We start from the raw sequence: 16,271 nt of genomic DNA, 5'->3' as shown, positions 1-16,271 counted from the left end.
AGGGTGAAAGTGAAATTGAGGGGCGTGGTGGGGTCGGTAGTCGGGCGGTTGCGGAGGTTCAAGGGCGATGTCGCGGAGGCGGAGACGAACGGACGAGAGACTGGAAGGGTTCCGAAGTCGACTGAGAGTACGGGCTCGTACGGAGGTAGAACCAGAACCGAATCGAAAGAGTGGGTCGGGAGTGTGTCGGGAGCGAGTCAGGAGCGCGAGTTCGTGGTCACTCCCATGGGTGGCCGTTCCGCGTCGACGGCCACAGCGGGTACCAGTAGCTCTCGTCGTCCTCTATCGTCAGTTCGCCGTCGAGGACCGATTCGAGCTTGAACTCCAGACTCTGGTTCCGCGTCGAGGTGCCCTGCGGGGCGAAGGGGTAGTACGCCCCGCGGCGGAACGAGTAAATCCAGTAGGCCCGGTCGCCGTCGCGCTCGAAGCCGAACAGGGCGGCGAGCAGGCGCGACCCGTAGCCGCGCTCGATGAACTCGTCGGCGGCGAAGTGGACGCTCGTCACGAGGTCCTCGGGGTCGTCGTCGGCGAGGACGACCCAGTTGTAGCCGTGGCCGTCGGTGTGGCGGCGGAACTCGGTGCCGGTCTCTTCGCCCCCGGCGGTGAGGATGTCCTCCACGGCGTCGACGGTGTCGGCGAAGTCGGTGCTATCGACGGAAGAGAAACACAGCGCCGCCTCGTCGGCCGAGTCGAACCGGAGGTCCGCCTCCATCGTCAGGTAGGCGGTGCTCATCCCGAAGAGGTCCTCGGGGTCCGCTTTGGTGGTCGCATCGGACTCGGCGCTGATGCCGAGCATGGCGCGGAATGAATCGAACAGTCCCATCGGCGCTTAGACGGTCTCCATCTCGCGCTCCATGTCGCGGAGGCGCTCGACGCGGTTCTCGGTGGAGGGATGCGTGCTGAACAGGCGACCGATGAAGTCCGACTTGATGGGGATGATGAAGAACGCGTTCATCTCCGAGGTGTCGCGCATGTCGCGCTTCGGGACGCTGTCCATCCGGCCCGAAATCTTGAGCAGCGCGGACGCCAGCGCCGAGGGGCGGCCGGTGATGACGGCGGCCCCGCGGTCGGCGGCGTACTCGCGGTACCGCGAGAGCGCCCGAATCAGGAGGTACGAGATTATCCAGACGGCGAGCGACGCGAGGATGGCGACGATGACCGGGGCGTTCTGTCGGTTGTCGTCGCCGCCGAAGAACCAGCCCCAGCGGACGATGAGGAAGGCGATGCTGGAGAGGAACGACGCGATGGTCATGACCATCACGTCGCGGTTCTTCACGTGCGCGAGTTCGTGGGCGATGACGCCCTCTAACTCGTCGTCGTCGAGGGTGTCCATCAGGCCGGTCGTCACGCAGACGGCCGAGCTCTTCTGGGAGCGCCCCGTCGCGAAGGCGTTCGGGACGCGCGTGTCTGCGATGGCGACCTTCGGCTTCGGGAGGTCCGCCTGCTGAGAGAGGCGACCGACCATCGCGTGGAGCTTCCGCGCCTGCGGGCCGTCGTCCTCGTCGACGACGCTCGCGCCCATGCTGTACAGCGCGATTTTGTCGCTGAAGAAGAACTGCGCGAAGAGGAAGACGCCCATGAACCCGGCCATGACGGCGAGCTTCTGGAAGTAGGCGAACAACACCCCCGCGAAGACGATGTAGAGGGCGAACAGGAGGAACATCGTGAGCGCCATCCGCCCGCGAAGTCCCCAGTCCGGTTTCCAGTTCATACCACGTGATTAGTAATCCGGCTAATAAACGCTGTTGGAGTGCGAAGGTGTCGCACGCGAGCGCCCGGGTCGTGAAGAATCGGGACATATCGTTTTGCCGCGGGAGCGCGTAGTTCCGGGTGACATGTTCGCCGATAGGGAAGACGCGGGCCGCCGACTGGCGGACCTGCTCGACGAGCGAGAAGAGGCGGCCGACCTCGTGTTGGCCATCCCGCGGGGCGGGCTCCCGGTCGGCAGGGAGGTCGCAGACCGCCTCAGAGTGCCGCTCGACGTGGTGGTCGCGTCCAAGGTCGGCGCGCCCGACAACCCCGAACTCGCCGTGGGGGCGGTCGCGGGCGACGGGAGCGCGTGGTGGAACGACGACCTGCTCTCGTACCTCGACGTGGGCGACGACTACCTCGACCGCGAGCGCGAGCGCGAGGCCGGAGCGGCCAGAGAGAAGGTGTCGCTGTACCGCGGCGGCGACCCGCTTCCCGACGTGGCCAGAAAGCGCGTCGTCGTCGTCGACGACGGCGTCGCCACGGGCGCGACCGCCCGAGCGTGCCTGCGGCAGGTCGTCGCCGGCGGCGCGGAGCGCGTCGTCCTCGCGGTTCCGGTCGGGCCCCCGCACACCCTCTCGGACCTCGAAGCCGAGTGCGACGCGGTCGTCGCAGTCGAGTCGCCGGAGGCGTTCGGGGCCGTCGGCGCGTTCTACCGTGACTTCGCGCAGGTCTCCGACGAGGAGGCCGCGTCGTACCTCCGCGACGGGGCGGACGGGGACTGAGACGGCTCACGGCTGCCGAGGCACATATCGACGACAGCCGGGAGTCACCGGCGCGGCCGTGACGCCGAACTTAAGCGGTCGAACGGACTAGAGCCGTCAATGAGCGAATCCCGCGACTTCTGCCCTCGGTGCGGTGACCCGGTTCCGGAGCGACCGGAACCGCTCCCCGGGATGCCGCGCGAGCGCGACGACGTGCTCTGCGACTCGTGTTACTTCGAGGACTTCGACCTCGTGGACGCACCCGACGAGGTGCAGGTCCGCGTCTGCGCGCAGTGCGGCGCGATTCACCGGGGCAACCGGTGGGTCGACGTCGGCGCGCGCGACTACACCGACATCGCCATCGAGGAGGTGTCGAACTCGCTCGGCGTCCACCTCAACGCCGAGGAGGTCCGCTGGGGCGTCGAACCCGAGCAGATCGACGAGAACAACATCCGGATGCACTGCCACTTCTCGGGCGTCGTCCGCGGCACGCCGCTGGAGGAGTCCGTCGTCGTCCCGGTGAGCATCGCTCGCGAGACGTGCCAGCGCTGTGGCCGCATCGCCGGCGGCTACTTCGCCAGCCTCGTGCAGGTCCGCGCCGACGACCGCACGCCGACGACGGACGAGGCCGAGACGGCCATCGAAATCGCCGAGTCCTACATCGCGGAGCGCGAGGAGAAAGGCGACCGAGACGCGTTCATCTCGAGTATCAAACGGACGCCCAACGGCCCGAACATCAAGATTTCGACCAACAAGATGGGAAGCGGTGTCGCCAAGCAGATTCGCGAGCGCTTCGGCGGCACCATCGAGGAGCACCCGACGCTCGTCACGGAGGACGGCGACGGCAACGAGGTCTACCGCGTCACGTTCGTCGCCCGCCTGCCGCGGTTCACCGCCGGCGACGTCATCGACCCCGAAGACGGCGACGGGCCGGTCCTCGTGCGGAGCAACCGCGGTCGGCTCAAGGGGACGCGTCTCACCTCGGGCGACCCCTACGAGTCGGAGTTCGAGGAGGGCGAGCGGCCCGAAGCCGAGGACCTCGGCTCCGTCGAGGATGCGGCGGAGACCACCGTCGTCACCGTCGAGGACGAACACGCCGTGCAGGTGCTCGACCCCGAGACGTACGAGGCGAAGACTATCCCTCGGCCGGACTACTTCGACGCCGACGCCGCGATGGTGCCGGTCCTCAAGAGCCAGTCGGGACTGCACATCCTCCCGGACGAGGCCGTCGACGACGAGGACGAGGAGTAAGCAGACCGCAGCGAAGAGAGACGGAACGCGGTGGCGACGGCGTTTGCGTTTTTACGAATCGTCGGCGACCGGCAATTGAACACGAAAAGCGGTCGCTCAGGAACGGGAGATAATCGAACGACGGAGCAGAATCAGTCGGCGCTGGCCGGCCGGTCCGTCGAGAGGGACGCGGCCGGAGCGTCGTCTTCGTGCACGGGCACACCGTGGCGCTGGAGAGCGAGGAGCAGGTCGTCCTCGGAGTAGCCGGAGCGGGCGGCCGCCTGCGAGAGTGTGAGCGTCCCACTACGATACAGTGTCATCGCCGTGGCGAGTGCGTTGGTGTGCATGGCCGATACTCCATCATTCAATGGCATTGGTGTTAACTATTTCGTGAGAAAGCGTGTCAAAGACAAAGTTAGGAGAACTATAGCTTTACAAACTTCACTCTATTTCCGCATCTCGTTCGCCAAACGGCCAAACACATTAACAATCATTGAGGAAATGTGTCGGAGGCGGCGACTCTCTTGGACACTATGGCGATTTTTGCCGTTCGAACGGGACGAGATGACATGACACCGCCGAGATGGCGCAGTCTCGGGAGACGATGTTATCACTCGTGCGAACCGGTGCAGAAGCGTTAATTATCGGCCACCCAACCCACAGCCATGGACCGACAGCAGGTTATCGCGCTGACGCTCGTCGCGCTCATGATTGGGTCGGCGCTGCTCTCTGGGGCTAGCCTCTTCCTGTAATCACTCGCCCCACACGTCGGAAAGCGGGTGGTTGCTCCGGCCGCCGTCGTCCGAACCGCCGGACGAGCCACCGCTCTTGCGACCGCCGGAACCGCCGGACGACGTGTCGCCGGAACCACCCGCTTGACTCCCCGAAGAACCCGACCCGCGAGTCGAACCGCCCCGCGAGCCAGCGCTACCACCTGACGCTCCGGACGACCGACTCGTCGAGCCGCCGAGATTCGCGGTCCCACCGAGCGCGTTGCCCGCGTTGCCCCCGCGGCCGCCCGCCGCGACGGGGTCGAACTCCGGGAGGTCGGGTTTCGTCATCCGGTCGACCTGCGCCGCGAACCAGTCGGGCATGTCGGTCCGCGTCTTGTCGAACAGTTGGAGCAGGCTGCTGTCGGCGACGTAGGTGTCGCCGTAGTCGTCGGGCGCGCGCACGACCCGGCCGCACGCCTGAATCACAGTCCGGAGGGCGGCGCGGCGGTACCACGCCCACTGGCCGTCTTCGAGACGGCGGGCGACCCTGGAGTCGTTCGTGTTGAGATAGGGCGCTTTGCAGAGCACCTGCCAGCGACAGAGGTCGCCTTTCAGGTCCAGCGCCTCCTCCATCTTCACGGAGAGGAACACCTCCGGTCGGTCGGTCGCCTTCCACGTCTCCAGTTCCACGTTTCGGTCGTCGCGGTCGTGGCCGCGGACGCGGTTGCCGAGGCCCATCTCGGCGAGGCGGCGGCGAAGCTCCGCCTGAATCGCGTAGGAGTGACAGTGAATCAGGCCCTTCTCGTCGGGGTGTTTCGCCATCAGGCGGACGGCGAGGCGAGCGATTTTCGGCAGCGTCTCGTCGCGGTGCTCGTAGGTCATCTTCCCCTGCGTCACGTCGTACAGCGGTCGGTTCTCGACGGGGAAGGTGTGTTCGACGTCCACGAGCGCGACCTTCGAGGGGTCGAGGCCGACAGAGCGGCAGAACGCCGCCTTGTTCAGGATGGTCGCCGACAGGAGCGCGAACTTATTCCCGCGGTCCCAGACGGTGTGCTGGAGGTACTTCGCGGGGTCGAGCGGCTTGATGGCGATGGGCGACCCCTCGCCGTCGTGCTGGTCGACGACCCACGTCGTCGGGCTCTGGGGGTCGCGGTAGTCCTCGACGAACCACTTCAGTTCGCCGATGAGTTCCTGTAGGCGGTCGCGGCGGGCGGCCTCCTCGGGCGTCAGTTCGGACTGCGTGAGCAGTTCGTCTTTCTCGCGCTTGCAGACGCCGACGAGCGTCTCCGCGAAGCGCGAGGCGCGCTCGACGGGGTCGCCCGCGGCCGCGACGTCCGGCACGCCGATGTCGTCCCACACCGGGACGGTCCGGGGTTTCAGGTCGATGGTCGCGTACATCTCGGCCCATTCGGCCAGCCCGTGGGCCTCGTCGACGACGACCACGTCGCGCTTTCTGAATACGTCGGAGCCGGCGGTCTGCATGAAGTACGCGAGCGTCATCGCCGCGATTTGGCGGTTCGAGGCGATGGCGCGGTCGGAGAAGTACGGACAGCGGTGCCGGACCGAGCAGTCGAAGCCGCGCTTGCGGGCGCAGGGAGCGCGGTCGACCGGGGTGTCTTCCTCGCCGCGGATGATGCAGTTGTAGTTGGACTTGCCGCGGATTATCTTGAGGTCCGAAAGCAGGTCGTCCTCGGCCACGTCGTCGAGTTGCGACACCTGCGGGGTCGTGTAGTAGGCGTCAGTCGCCTGCGCGGGCGAGGTCTCGTCCACGGTCGCCGCCGAGCCCGCGATGGCGCGGGCGAGCAGCGACTTGCCGCTCCCGGTCGGCGCGCGGACCAAGACCACGTCGTTGCCGTCGGCGAAGGCGTCCCGGATGTCGCGCAGGGCCTGCTCCTGCGCGCCGCGGAAACTGGGGGCCGGAAACGAGTCGATGATGCGCGACGGATCCACGGTTGGTGGAGTCTTCGGACGGGCCTAAATCCACCGCTCCGGGGTGCGGTCGTGGCGTCGATAAACCGGTAGAATTCGGGTCTAAAGCGCCGCGACGTCCTCAGCGGTCGGTTCGCGGTCGCCCGGCAGTCGCTCCATGCAGTCGAAACAGAGGAAGTGCTCGGAGCCGTCGACGAGTTCCAGCGTCATTCCCCCGGACGAGGAGGTGGGGAAGTTCCAGAGGTCGCCGATGCCGCCGGCGATGCGGACGCCCTTCCCGCAGGCGTCGCACGGTTCGGAGGTCATGGAAGAACCGAGGGCCCGAGGCGGCAAAAGCGCCCCGCCGCGACGCCGGGCGCGTAATCGGCCGACACGACCGACCCGCCGGGAGCTTCTTGTCGGCTGGCGTATAACTTTCGGGGCATGCGCGTCGACTGCGAAGGCTGTGCGGGCTGCTGTATCGACTGGCGACCGGTCGCGCCGGTCCCGCTCGACCACGAGCGCCGCGGGCCGCGCGCGCCGCTCGACGACACCTACAACCTCGTTCCGCTGACCCGCGACGAGATTCGGGACTTCGTCGAGGCCGGACTGGGCGACGTCCTCACCCCGCGGCTGTGGGAAGCGTCGCCGGGCGAGGGCGTCGAAATCGACGGCGTCGAAGTCGCCGCAATCGCCGGGAAGCCGGCGTTCTTCGTCGGCATGCGCAAGCCGCCGAAGCCCGTCGCGCCGTTCGGTCTGGAGCGGACGTGGCTCCGCGCCTGCGCGTTTCTCGACCCCGAGACCCTCCAGTGCCGCATCCACGACACCGAGCTCTATCCGGACGAGTGCGCCGAGTATCCGGGGCACAACCTCGTCCTCGGACAGGAGACCGAGTGCGAGCGCGTCGAGCGACACCACGGGGGCGAGCGTCTGCTCGACGACGCACCCCCGGACGACCTTCACGGCCTGCTCCTCGGCCCACACGCCCTCGGCGCGAAGGTGTTCGTCCACCCGGAGCCCGAGCGGTTGGCGGGAACCATCGAGCACCTCGAGACTCGCGACCTGACCCCGGAGGACCGCGCGGAGTTCGTCGGCGTCGCGGTCGGGTCGCACCCCGGGTCGACGGAGGTCGACGACGACCGCGCCTCGCGAGCGCGTGCGAAGACGCTCGAAAGCGAGTCGTGGGCGAACGAAGCCGTCGCGGCGTGGGATGCGGTCGCCGGTCGTCTCGGGAGCGCGGCCGACGAGGCACCCGACCCCGACGAGGTCGAAGTCGCTCGCGGCGCGCCGGAAACCCCCGGCTGGGACGCGGTTCGCCGCGACGACTGAACCGCGGGTGGCGAGCGACGGGGGCGGACGGACCGCGGTCGGGTCAACGAGCGATACGTTAACATCGTGAGCGGCGCTACCGTATATCATGAAAGTGCTCGTGACCGGTGCGACCGGGTTCGTCGGTCGGCACCTCGTTCCCCTCCTCCTCGACGCCGGCCACGACGTGGTCGTCTTCGTCCGTGACGCGGCGCGCTACGACGGTCCGCCGGGCGTGGACGTGGTCGAAGGCGACATCTTCGAACCGGCGACGGTCGCCCCCGCGATGGCTGGCGTCGACGCGGCGTACTACCTCATCCACTCGATGCACTCCGGCGGCGACTTCGAGGCGCGCGACCGGCTCGCCGCCCGCAACTTCGTCGACGCCGCCGAGTCCGCCGGAGTCGGACGAATCGTCTACCTCGGCGGTCTCGGCGAGGACCGCGACCAGCTCTCGCCGCACCTTCGGTCGCGCCGCGAGGTCGAACACATCCTCGCGTCGGGGTCGCCCGAACTGACGACCCTCCGGGCGGCCATCATCGTCGGCGCGGGGAGCGCGAGCTTCGAGATGGTGCGCCAACTCGCCAAGCGCCTCCCGGTCATGGTGACGCCGCAGTGGGTCGAAACGCGGTGTCAACCCATCGCCATCACCGACGTTGTCGCCTACCTCGCGGGCGTCCTCGACCATCCCGAGACGGCGGGCGAGACCTACGAAATCGGCGGCCCGGACGTGCTCACCTACCGGGAGATGCTCCAGCGCGTCGGCGCGCAGTTGGGCCACGCGCCCCGAATCGTCGCCGTGCCCGTGTTGACGCCGCGGCTCTCGTCGTACTGGATCGGCCTCGTGACCGACGTGGACACGGGGGTCGCCCGACCGCTCATCGAGGGGCTGAAAAATCCCGTCGTCGTCGGCGACGACCGCATCCGCGACATCGTCGAGGTGGACGAGACGACGTTCGACGCCGCGGTCGAGCGGGCGCTCCGTGAGGAGCGCGAGCTGCGGGAGCGAGCCGCCGAACCGGCGTCGACGACCCCGACGTGAACGGGACTCGAACCGCCCGCCTGCGCGCCCCGAGCGCGGCAGCGATTGATATACCGCGGGGCCGTAGGGGCGGGATATGAACGACGCCCCGGAGTACGGCGAGACGTGGGTGTACGAGAGCATCGTCGGCGCGCTCCCGGGCGTGAGAATCGGCGAAGCGGGCGCTATCGCCCTCCAAATCGCCGTCTTCGAGGTCGCCGTGCTCGTCTTCGCGTGGGTGTACGACCTGTGGGCCGCGGCGGTCGCGGGCACCGCGGCCATCGTCGTCGCGGCCGCGGGCAGCGTCGTGATGCTCCGCATGGGCGAGTGGACCCGCGCCGCGAGGGTGCCCGCGCCCTATCGACGCCTGCTTTTCGGGTCGAGCATCGAGGTCGTCCTCGGCGTGCTCGCGTTCGTCGCGCTCGTGACGCACCTGTTCGTCTTCGACCCGCAACAGCCGGGGACGGCGCTCATGACGACGCTGTTCGGCCCCGAACCGCCGGTCGTGGTCGTCTACCTGACGCTGCTCGTTCTCTGGGACCTCTGTTACCGAATCGGCACGTCGTGGTGGGCGGCCGTCGTCGGCCTCTGGGGGGCGGTCCGCTATCGGTTCGACGGTCCGACCGCCGGGACGGTCAGGCGGGTGAACCTCCTGAACGTCGGCTTCGCGGTCGCGCAGATGCTGTTGCTGCCGTTCGTCGCAGACCAGCCGGTGCTCCTGTTCGCGGTCGGCGGGCACGTCGTCGCCGTGACCGTCGTGTCGGTGACGGCCGCGGCGCTGACGAGGACGTGAGGGTACGCAGGAACAGAGAGGGTACGGGTCAGTCGTCGGACTTCATCCGCTTGAACTGTTTGAGCAGCGCATCGGTCGAGTCGCCGGAGTCGTACTCGACGCTCCCGCGGTAGGTCTTCCGGTCGTCGTCGGTCCCGGGTTCGACCTGGCTCGTCATCCGCTCGCGGCGTTCGTGTTCGGCTTCGTCGTATGCCCCCATTGACATGGTTCGACTTACCATGTGGGTGTGTGCCACATATAGCTATCGGAGAGATTCACAATCGTGATACTCGGGGATATCCGGAGGTAACCGAGGGCAGAAGGGGGAGGGAGTGGCCGAAAACAGGCCCCGCGGCAGGAAAGGGTAAAAACAATCGCCGAACTACACCGTGTGTGGCACGCCCGCTTCGCTTTCGTTACGCCCCCGGACGCTGGGACGACTCGCGCATCACCCGCGACATCTTCCAGCCGCTCGACGCCAACCTCGGCGCAGAGATGGGTGCACCGTGGTACGCACCGCCCGAGGGGTACGAGGCCCGTCGGTTCGACATGGACAACGGCGACACCGCGCTCTTCGCGTGGGCCGACGACCACGCCTACTGGATAGGCAACACCGAGACGCCGAGTTCGCTGTGGCGGACCGACAAGGAGGGCTTCGACGAAGCCCCCTTCGAGGTTTCTCGGTGGGCCCAGCGCGAACTCATCGCCGAGCTGTTCGACCAGTCGCCGTGGCTGAAGCCCTATCCGCACCTCTCGTGGTTCTTCCTCCCGGTGTTCCTCTCGAAGGACGGCCGCGAGACGACCCGCGAGTTCTTTTACGACCACGCGGCGGGCTTCCCGGACGCGACCCGTGAGGAGGCCCTGGAGTTCTACGAGTCGTTCTTCGCCACGGGCGTCCTCGACGAGTACCGCGAGGTCATGGCCGGAAAGCTCGGCACCTCGGAGTACTTCGACCCAATACGGATGGCCGCGGCGATGGGCGAGTTCGACGTGGCGTACCTCCTCGACGAGGCGGGGTACGACATCACGCCCGAAATCGCCGTGACGACCGGCCACTCCATCGACTTCCGCGCGGAGAACACCCCCGCGGGCGGCGCGCTCATCGAGGTGACGCGGCCGCTCCCGCCGAACCGACGCTCCGTGAGCAACCCAATCGCCGCGATTCGGGACACGGCACAGACCAAGACTAACGGCGAGGGCCAACTCGCCGAACACGGCGGCGGCGTGACCCTGTTCGTCGACTGCTCGTCGTTCCCCGACGACGACTGGTCCGCCATCATGGGCGAGAAGCCCGACGTGCGGCACCGACCCGCGGTGGTCTTCCGGCTCCGCCCGTCGGGACAGGTCGAAGGCTACTCGAAGGGGTCGGTCCCGGTGGACCTGCCGTGGCTCGCTGACTGACGTTCGTTCTGACCGGTTGTGGACCGAGCGCATCGCGGGCGCGCGGTCGAGTCGCCGAACCCGACCCCGAGCCGACGGCTCACGGGTCGCAGTCAGAAAGAAAAAATCGAGACGAGACGAGAGCCTGCCTCAGAACGAGACCATCTCGGGCCCGTTCTCACCGAGCGGGGACGGGTCGCGGTCGCTGTAGTATCGACGACCGATCGCCTCGTGACCGACGCCGGTGAAGAGGGCGTCCCGCACGTCCTGCGGGCACGTGTACGTCTCGTCGCCGAGACGGGCCAGGATCTGTGCGACAGTCTCCTGACCGTTCTGGAGCTCGATTACTTCGTCGCCGTGGCGTTGGGCGAAGTCGGTCGAGCTAATCGGGTATTCGTGGCGATCGATGGCGTCGCCGAGTCCGTTCAGGCGCATTACACCCACAGCTGTGTCGTCATCATTCTTAATGATTTTCCATGTATTTGATTAGTGCCCTTGCAGTCCTTAATCGTCCTTAATGATATACTGGGCGCAACGTTTGTCCCTCCCTCGCCCCGACCACGTGGCATGGACGACAGCCCGCCGGTCGCGGACCTCCATCTCCACACGACCGCCTCGGACGGCCGGCTCACTATCGACGCGCTCCCCGACGCGGCCCGCGCGGGCGGGGTCGAGGTGGTGGCCGTGACGGACCACGACCGCTACCACCCGGACCTCGACGCCCCGGTTATCGAACGCGACGGCGTGACTATCGTTCGGGGCATCGAACTGCGCGTCGACGCCGGCGACCGTCGGGTCGACCTCCTCGGCTACGGGCTCAGAGAGCGACCCGCCCTCGTCGAGACGGTCGAGCGCCTCCAGCGGAACCGCGTGGAGCGCGCCAGCGACATCGTCGCGGCGGTCGAAGCCGAGATCGGAGTCAGCCTCGACATCGACATCCACGACGGCGTCGGTCGGCCGCACGTCGCCCGCGCTATCGACGCCAGCGACGCTCCCTACGACTACCAAGGGGCGTTCGACGAGCTCATCGGCGCGGACGGCCCCTGTTACGTCCCGCGCGAACTCCCGACGTTCGACGATGGCGTGGCGGCCCTCCGGGACGCCTGCGACGTGGTCGGCCTCGCGCACCCGTTCCGCTACCGCGACCCGGCGGGCGCGCTCGACCTCTGTGCCGACCTCGACGCCGTGGAACGCTACTACCCATACGGCTTCGCAGTCGACCGCGACCTCGTTGACGAGGCCATCGAACGCTACGACCTGTTCGCCACGGGCGGGAGCGACGCCCACGACGAAACCCTCGGCCGCGCCGGACCGCCGGCGGCCGACTTCGCTCGGTTCGCCGCGGCGGTAGACGGTCTCTAACCGTGTTAGTCCGTGAATAACTCCGAATGTGCCGTGGGGCGTAGAGTTAAATCCTATCGGAACTGAAGGGGGGATATGCAGTGTCACTACTGCGACCGTGAGGCCGCATACGCCGCGGAGAAGGACCACATTAAGGTCGGTCTCTGCGAGCGACACTTCCGCAAGCGGGTCGAGGAACTCGCCGAATCCGAGGAACTCGCCGCCCTGAAGGAAAAACTCGACATTAATCGAACAAAGTAGCGGCCGGTCAGCAGGTGTCCCTCCACTAACGCCTTCCTACCCCGCGACGCCGAGCGTTGCCCGCGACGGAGAACCCGTCTACGCGAGGACCTGTCCGCCGAACACGTACAGCGCCGCGAGCGCGCTCTCGAACACGACGGTTCCGGCCGCCGAGAGGGCGACGAACCGCTTCGTCGACATATCCGAGAGACCGGCCGGAACGGTGAGCATCCCGCGCGTGAACAGCATCGCGTTGCTCAGCGGGACGACGACCGGCCCCCAGCGGTCGAACCAGCCGTCGAACCGGTCGAGCGAGTCCTCGCCGACGCGGAACCACGACCGCGAGAGGAGGTACTCGCGGCCGCCCCGTTTGGCGACCGAGAACAGCGCGACCTGACCGAGCGTCGCGCCCAGAACGGCGACGGCGAGAATCGGAATCAACAGTCGTTCGCCGACCAGCACCAGCGCCCCGGGCACGAGGAGTTCGCTCGGCGCGACGTAGAGGAGCATCGCACCCTCCAGCACGAACACGAAAAAGAGGGCGACGAGAGCGAGGTCGGAAGCGAGGAGCTCCCGAAGGACGTCGGGGAGTTGGGCGGTGAAGGCGCTCATGTCGTGTGCGCGGTTCGAACGGTACTGTGTTCATTATGGGGTGGATAATGCGGCGCGAAGCGACGGGAGCGACGGCATTTTGCCGCCGCCAGCCGAACCCGGTGTATGGAGTTCACCGACCGTCCCCGCAGGCTTCGAACCGACGGGATTCGCCCGCTCGTCTCGGAGACGACCCTCGACGCGACGGACCTCGTCGCGCCAGTCTTCGTGGACGCGACGACTGACGAGCGCGTCCCCATCGAGTCCATGCCGGGTCACGAGCGCGTGCCGGTCGACGAGGCCGCCGACCGCGTCGCCGAGGTCCGCGAGGCGGGCGTCGAGGCCGTCATCGTCTTCGGCATCCCCGAGTCGAAAGACGCAGAGGGTTCGCGCGCGTACGCGCGAGACGGAGTCGTACAGGAGGCAGTTCGAGCCATCACCGCCGAGACCGACGCCTACGTCATCACCGACGTGTGTCTCTGTGAGTACACCGACCACGGCCACTGCGGAGTCCTGGAGGACCACGCCGAGGACGACCCGACGTTAACCGTCGAAAACGGACCGACTCTCGACCTGCTCGCGGAGACGGCCGTCTCCCACGCCGAAGCGGGCGCTGACATGGTCGCCCCCTCGGCCTCGATGGACGGGATGGTCGGCGCGATTCGGGCCGCCCTCGACGACGCCGGCCGCGACGAGGTTCCCATCATGTCCTACGCCGCGAAGTACGAGAGCGCCTTCTACGGTCCCTTCCGCGACGCGGCCGACGGCGCGCCGGCCTTCGGCGACCGGCGGCACTACCAGATGGACCCCGCGAACGCCCGCGAGGCGCTCCGCGAGGTCGCGCTCGACGTGGAACAGGGCGCGGACGTGCTGATGGTCAAGCCGGGCCTGCCGTACCTCGACATCGTCCGCGCCATCCGCGAGGGCTACGACCACCCGGTCGCCGCCTACAACGTCTCCGGCGAGTACGCGATGCTCCACGCCGCCGCCGAGAAGGGCTGGTTGGACCTCGATGGGGTCGCTCACGAGTCGCTCCTGTCGATGAAGCGGGCGGGCGCGGACCTCATCATCACGTACTTCGCAGAGCGCGTGGCGCGGCAGCTCGACTGAGGCGTCGACGGCCGAGTCGAACGCCCCGAACCCGCCAATTCGAACTCCGAACTACGTGACACGATACCGCGGTGCGCACGGCCAAAACACACTTGTCAGGCAACATTTTCCTGAACGTTCGTCCACAGAAGACCCGAGAATCTCAAAATCCTTGGACGATATACAACCTTATATGCGTAATATTCTAGCCTATTTTGTGCAGTTGTGGTATTACGTCCCACTAAATTTGACAAAATCAACCCCACACTTTATGTACTAACTCACCATGAAGCCGAACCGTGATGAAGCACCAGAATCCACACGGATACGGAGCAAAAGTAGCTGAACGGTCACTCGTGGCCGCATGGGGTGGGCAGTCGTGATTCCACTACAGGTCGACCCGAGCGTTATCGCACAGGGGGTCAACTACGTCTGGATCCTCGTCGTCTCGTTCCTCATCTTCTTCATGCAGCCGGGCTTCGCGCTCTTAGAGGCAGGGCAGGTACGCGCGAAGAACGTGGGCAACGTACTGATGAAGAACATGACCGACTGGGCGCTCGGCGTGCTCGTCTACTTCCTCGTCGGCGCGGGGGTCGCGACAATCGTCGGCGGCCTCACGTCGCCCGGCGGCTTCGACGTCGCCGCCGCGTTCTCGTACATCGGCGACTCCGGCGCGTGGATTGACTGGCTCTTCGGAGCCGTCTTCGCCATGACCGCCGCCACCATCGTCTCCGGCGCGGTCGCAGAACGCATGGACTTCCGCGCGTACATCGTCTTCGCGGCCACCATCACCGGGCTCATCTACCCCGTCGTGCAGGGCATGACGTGGTCCGGTGGCCTCCTCTCGGGGAGCGGTTACATCGGTGCCGCCCTCGGCGTCGGCTACCTCGACTTCGCCGGCGCGACCGTCGTCCACATGTGCGGCGGCATCGCCGGCCTCGTCGGCGCGAAGATGGTCGGCCCGCGTAAGGGTCGCTTCGACGCCAACGGCGACAGCCAGCCCATCCCGGGCCACTCGATGCTGCTCGCCGTCCTCGGCACGCTCATCCTCGCGTTCGGCTGGTACGGCTTCAACGTCGGCACGCAGGCGACGGTCCTCGCGACCACCGAAAGCGGCGGTCTGGAGTTCATGGGTGCCGCGCTCGGTCGCGTCGCCCTCGTGACGACCCTCGGCATGGGCGCCGGCGCGGTCGCCGCGATGATCGTCTCGACGAGCTACCAGGGCAAGCCCGACCCCCTCTGGATGGCCAACGGCCTGCTCGCCGGTCTCGTCGCAGTCACCGGCGCCGTCCCCCACGTCACGTGGTGGGGCGGTCTCATCCTCGGCGCGCTCGGCGGCGCAATCGTCCTGCCGGCGTACCGCTGGACCGTCGACTCGCTCAAAATCGACGACGTGTGTGGCGTCTTCGCCGTCCACGGCGTCGCGGGCGCGGTCGGCACGGCACTCATTCCCGTCTTCGCGGTGAGCGGCTTCTCCGGAACCCAGCTCGCGATGCAGGTCATCGGCGTGGTCGTCATCGCCGCGTGGACCATCCTCGCCTCGGCGGTCGTCTTCGCCATCGCGGACGCCGCCTTCGGCCTCCGCGTCTCGGAAGAAGAGGAAGTCGAAGGCCTCGACGTCGGCGAACACGGCGTCTCGGTCTACCCCGAATTCGTCGGCGACGCCGGTCCCGACGGCGCACTCGGCTCGCCCACGGCGACCGACGGCGGCAGCGACGTGCGCACCGACGGCGGCGTCGAGGAAGACGAAGCTGTCGAAGCCAACGGAGGTGACAGCCAATGAGCGACGAAGAACAGGGAATCAAGATGGTGATGGCCATCATCCGCCCCGACAAGCTCTCCGACGTGAAGACCGCGCTCGCCGAGGCGGGCGCGCCGTCGCTGACCGTCACCAACGTCTCCGGCCGCGGCTCTCAGCCCGCGAAGAAGGGCCAGTGGCGCGGCGAGGAGTACACCGTGGACCTCCACCAGAAGGTCAAAGTCGAGTGCGTCGTCGCCGATATTCCCGTCGACGACGTGGTCGAGGCCATCGCTGAGTCCGCCCACACGGGCGAGAAAGGCGACGGAAAGGTGTTCGTCCTCCCCGTCGAGAGCGCCGTCCAAGTCCGCACCGGCAAGGAGGGCAACCCGGCAGTCTGAGCGCGCACCTGCGACCGAAACCGGCTCGACGTCTCTGTTTGCCACTCCCGCCGCGGCCCGCGTGAGTGCGCACCCGACTGGGGTTC

Annotated in this window: 19 protein-coding genes; 11 read left to right on the top strand and 8 right to left on the bottom strand. The window is 67.4% G+C overall.

The features are described 5' to 3' along the window. Nucleotides 1–217: 217 nt before the first annotated feature. Both pspAB and htpX read right to left on the bottom strand, forming a co-directional pair. On the bottom strand, nt 218–823 hold the full coding sequence (gene pspAB, locus C457_RS00910; protein ID WP_008091129.1) for a PspA-associated protein PspAB: 606 nt from the start codon (nt 821–823) through the stop codon (nt 218–220). Between the two features lie 6 nt (nt 824–829). Beyond that, entirely contained in the window at nt 830–1,711 is an 882-nt protein-coding gene (htpX, locus tag C457_RS00905; protein WP_008091128.1) for a zinc metalloprotease HtpX, read from the bottom strand. Nucleotides 1,712–1,835: 124 nt separating this feature from the next. On the opposite strand from htpX, the gene C457_RS00900 reads away from it, so the two are divergent. Together C457_RS00900 and C457_RS00895 are read left to right on the top strand one after the other, a co-directional pair. Beyond that, nucleotides 1,836–2,474 (top strand): phosphoribosyltransferase, encoded by a 639-nt coding sequence (locus C457_RS00900; RefSeq protein WP_008091127.1) that lies wholly within the window; start codon nt 1,836–1,838, stop codon nt 2,472–2,474. A 99-nt stretch (nt 2,475–2,573) separates the two neighbouring features. Then, entirely contained in the window at nt 2,574–3,704 is a 1,131-nt protein-coding gene (locus tag C457_RS00895) for a 60S ribosomal export protein NMD3 (protein WP_049913336.1), read from the top strand. A gap of 131 nt (nt 3,705–3,835) precedes the next feature. On the opposite strand, the gene C457_RS00890 is transcribed toward C457_RS00895, so the two are convergent. The 3 genes from C457_RS00890 to C457_RS00880 form a co-directional block, all read right to left on the bottom strand. After that, nucleotides 3,836–4,030, bottom strand: coding sequence for a DUF7317 family protein (locus C457_RS00890; protein WP_008091125.1), 195 nt, complete (start codon nt 4,028–4,030; stop codon nt 3,836–3,838). A 405-nt stretch (nt 4,031–4,435) separates the two neighbouring features. Continuing rightward, the gene (locus C457_RS00885; RefSeq protein WP_008091124.1) at nt 4,436–6,346 is read right to left on the bottom strand and encodes a helicase C-terminal domain-containing protein; all 1,911 of its coding nucleotides are present in this window, start codon (nt 6,344–6,346) and stop codon (nt 4,436–4,438) included. A gap of 81 nt (nt 6,347–6,427) precedes the next feature. Beyond that, a complete protein-coding gene (locus C457_RS00880) occupies nt 6,428–6,631 on the bottom strand; it encodes a DUF7561 family protein (protein WP_004045177.1) in 204 nt (67 codons plus the stop codon). A gap of 117 nt (nt 6,632–6,748) precedes the next feature. On the opposite strand from C457_RS00880, the gene C457_RS00875 reads away from it, so the two are divergent. From C457_RS00875 to C457_RS00865, 3 genes are all read left to right on the top strand, one after another. Next, the gene (locus C457_RS00875) at nt 6,749–7,633 is read left to right on the top strand and encodes a YkgJ family cysteine cluster protein (protein ID WP_008091120.1); all 885 of its coding nucleotides are present in this window, start codon (nt 6,749–6,751) and stop codon (nt 7,631–7,633) included. An 88-nt stretch (nt 7,634–7,721) separates the two neighbouring features. Continuing rightward, nucleotides 7,722–8,654: an NAD(P)H-binding protein gene (locus tag C457_RS00870; protein ID WP_008091119.1), complete on the top strand. Its 933-nt coding sequence runs from the start codon at nt 7,722–7,724 to the stop codon at nt 8,652–8,654. 76 nt (nt 8,655–8,730) lie between these two features. After that, nucleotides 8,731–9,426 (top strand): DUF7530 family protein, encoded by a 696-nt coding sequence (locus tag C457_RS00865; protein WP_008091117.1) that lies wholly within the window; start codon nt 8,731–8,733, stop codon nt 9,424–9,426. A 28-nt stretch (nt 9,427–9,454) separates the two neighbouring features. Here the strand turns inward: C457_RS00865 and C457_RS20485 are convergent, their stop codons facing one another. Continuing rightward, nucleotides 9,455–9,631: a DUF5786 family protein gene (locus C457_RS20485; RefSeq protein ID WP_162832760.1), complete on the bottom strand. Its 177-nt coding sequence runs from the start codon at nt 9,629–9,631 to the stop codon at nt 9,455–9,457. A 167-nt stretch (nt 9,632–9,798) separates the two neighbouring features. Between C457_RS20485 and C457_RS00860 the strand changes: the two genes are divergently transcribed. After that, nucleotides 9,799–10,806 carry a DUF5784 family protein gene (locus tag C457_RS00860; protein WP_008091113.1) on the top strand — a complete coding sequence of 336 codons (1,008 nt, stop codon included), beginning with the start codon at nt 9,799–9,801 and terminating at the stop codon, nt 10,804–10,806. A 129-nt stretch (nt 10,807–10,935) separates the two neighbouring features. Here C457_RS00860 and C457_RS00855 read toward each other — a convergent pair whose 3' ends face one another. Continuing rightward, nucleotides 10,936–11,220, bottom strand: a complete 285-nt coding sequence (locus C457_RS00855; protein ID WP_004973953.1) for a DUF5789 family protein — start codon at nt 11,218–11,220, stop codon at nt 10,936–10,938. 132 nt (nt 11,221–11,352) lie between these two features. On the opposite strand from C457_RS00855, the gene C457_RS00850 reads away from it, so the two are divergent. Continuing rightward, entirely contained in the window at nt 11,353–12,147 is a 795-nt protein-coding gene (locus C457_RS00850) for a PHP domain-containing protein (protein ID WP_008091110.1), read from the top strand. A 75-nt stretch (nt 12,148–12,222) separates the two neighbouring features. Then, nucleotides 12,223–12,387: a DUF6757 family protein gene (locus C457_RS20480; protein ID WP_004045157.1), complete on the top strand. Its 165-nt coding sequence runs from the start codon at nt 12,223–12,225 to the stop codon at nt 12,385–12,387. Nucleotides 12,388–12,465: 78 nt separating this feature from the next. On the opposite strand, the gene C457_RS00845 is transcribed toward C457_RS20480, so the two are convergent. Beyond that, nucleotides 12,466–12,978, bottom strand: a complete 513-nt coding sequence (locus C457_RS00845; protein WP_008091088.1) for a DedA family protein — start codon at nt 12,976–12,978, stop codon at nt 12,466–12,468. Nucleotides 12,979–13,083: 105 nt separating this feature from the next. Here C457_RS00845 and hemB point away from each other — a divergent pair, with 105 nt between their 5' ends. The 3 genes from hemB (at nt 13,084) to C457_RS00830 (ending at nt 16,185) form a co-directional block, all read left to right on the top strand. Beyond that, nucleotides 13,084–14,067, top strand: coding sequence for a porphobilinogen synthase (gene hemB, locus C457_RS00840; RefSeq protein ID WP_008091086.1), 984 nt, complete (start codon nt 13,084–13,086; stop codon nt 14,065–14,067). Between the two features lie 343 nt (nt 14,068–14,410). Next, nucleotides 14,411–15,829, top strand: coding sequence for an ammonium transporter (locus C457_RS00835; protein ID WP_008091084.1), 1,419 nt, complete (start codon nt 14,411–14,413; stop codon nt 15,827–15,829). Continuing rightward, the gene (locus C457_RS00830; RefSeq protein WP_004973958.1) at nt 15,826–16,185 is read left to right on the top strand and encodes a P-II family nitrogen regulator; all 360 of its coding nucleotides are present in this window, start codon (nt 15,826–15,828) and stop codon (nt 16,183–16,185) included. The genes C457_RS00835 and C457_RS00830 overlap by 4 nt, the downstream gene beginning before the upstream one ends. The last annotated feature ends 86 nt before the right edge of the window (nt 16,186–16,271 follow it).

Origin of the sequence: Haloferax prahovense DSM 18310 (assembly GCF_000336815.1) — an archaeon.
Lineage (GTDB): Archaea > Halobacteriota > Halobacteria > Halobacteriales > Haloferacaceae > Haloferax > Haloferax prahovense.
The sequence above is the reverse complement of the archived record's forward strand: the minus strand, read 5'-3'. Positions and strand labels throughout refer to the sequence as shown.

What these genes read in the sequence shown, in the direction of transcription:
- pspAB (WP_008091129.1), bottom strand. Translation starts at nt 823, where the DNA reads ATGGGACTGTTCGATTCATTCCGCGCCATGCTCGGCATCAGCGCCGAG.
- htpX (WP_008091128.1), bottom strand. Translation starts at nt 1,711, where the DNA reads ATGAACTGGAAACCGGACTGGGGACTTCGCGGGCGGATGGCGCTCACG.
- C457_RS00900 (WP_008091127.1), top strand. Translation starts at nt 1,836, where the DNA reads ATGTTCGCCGATAGGGAAGACGCGGGCCGCCGACTGGCGGACCTGCTC.
- C457_RS00895 (WP_049913336.1), top strand. Translation starts at nt 2,574, where the DNA reads ATGAGCGAATCCCGCGACTTCTGCCCTCGGTGCGGTGACCCGGTTCCG.
- C457_RS00890 (WP_008091125.1), bottom strand. Translation starts at nt 4,030, where the DNA reads ATGCACACCAACGCACTCGCCACGGCGATGACACTGTATCGTAGTGGG.
- C457_RS00880 (WP_004045177.1), bottom strand. Translation starts at nt 6,631, where the DNA reads ATGACCTCCGAACCGTGCGACGCCTGCGGGAAGGGCGTCCGCATCGCC.
- C457_RS00875 (WP_008091120.1), top strand. Translation starts at nt 6,749, where the DNA reads ATGCGCGTCGACTGCGAAGGCTGTGCGGGCTGCTGTATCGACTGGCGA.
- C457_RS00870 (WP_008091119.1), top strand. Translation starts at nt 7,722, where the DNA reads ATGAAAGTGCTCGTGACCGGTGCGACCGGGTTCGTCGGTCGGCACCTC.
- C457_RS00865 (WP_008091117.1), top strand. Translation starts at nt 8,731, where the DNA reads ATGAACGACGCCCCGGAGTACGGCGAGACGTGGGTGTACGAGAGCATC.
- C457_RS20485 (WP_162832760.1), bottom strand. Translation starts at nt 9,631, where the DNA reads ATGTCAATGGGGGCATACGACGAAGCCGAACACGAACGCCGCGAGCGG.
- C457_RS00855 (WP_004973953.1), bottom strand. Translation starts at nt 11,220, where the DNA reads ATGCGCCTGAACGGACTCGGCGACGCCATCGATCGCCACGAATACCCG.
- C457_RS00850 (WP_008091110.1), top strand. Translation starts at nt 11,353, where the DNA reads ATGGACGACAGCCCGCCGGTCGCGGACCTCCATCTCCACACGACCGCC.
- C457_RS20480 (WP_004045157.1), top strand. Translation starts at nt 12,223, where the DNA reads ATGCAGTGTCACTACTGCGACCGTGAGGCCGCATACGCCGCGGAGAAG.
- C457_RS00845 (WP_008091088.1), bottom strand. Translation starts at nt 12,978, where the DNA reads ATGAGCGCCTTCACCGCCCAACTCCCCGACGTCCTTCGGGAGCTCCTC.
- hemB (WP_008091086.1), top strand. Translation starts at nt 13,084, where the DNA reads ATGGAGTTCACCGACCGTCCCCGCAGGCTTCGAACCGACGGGATTCGC.
- C457_RS00835 (WP_008091084.1), top strand. Translation starts at nt 14,411, where the DNA reads ATGGGGTGGGCAGTCGTGATTCCACTACAGGTCGACCCGAGCGTTATC.
- C457_RS00830 (WP_004973958.1), top strand. Translation starts at nt 15,826, where the DNA reads ATGAGCGACGAAGAACAGGGAATCAAGATGGTGATGGCCATCATCCGC.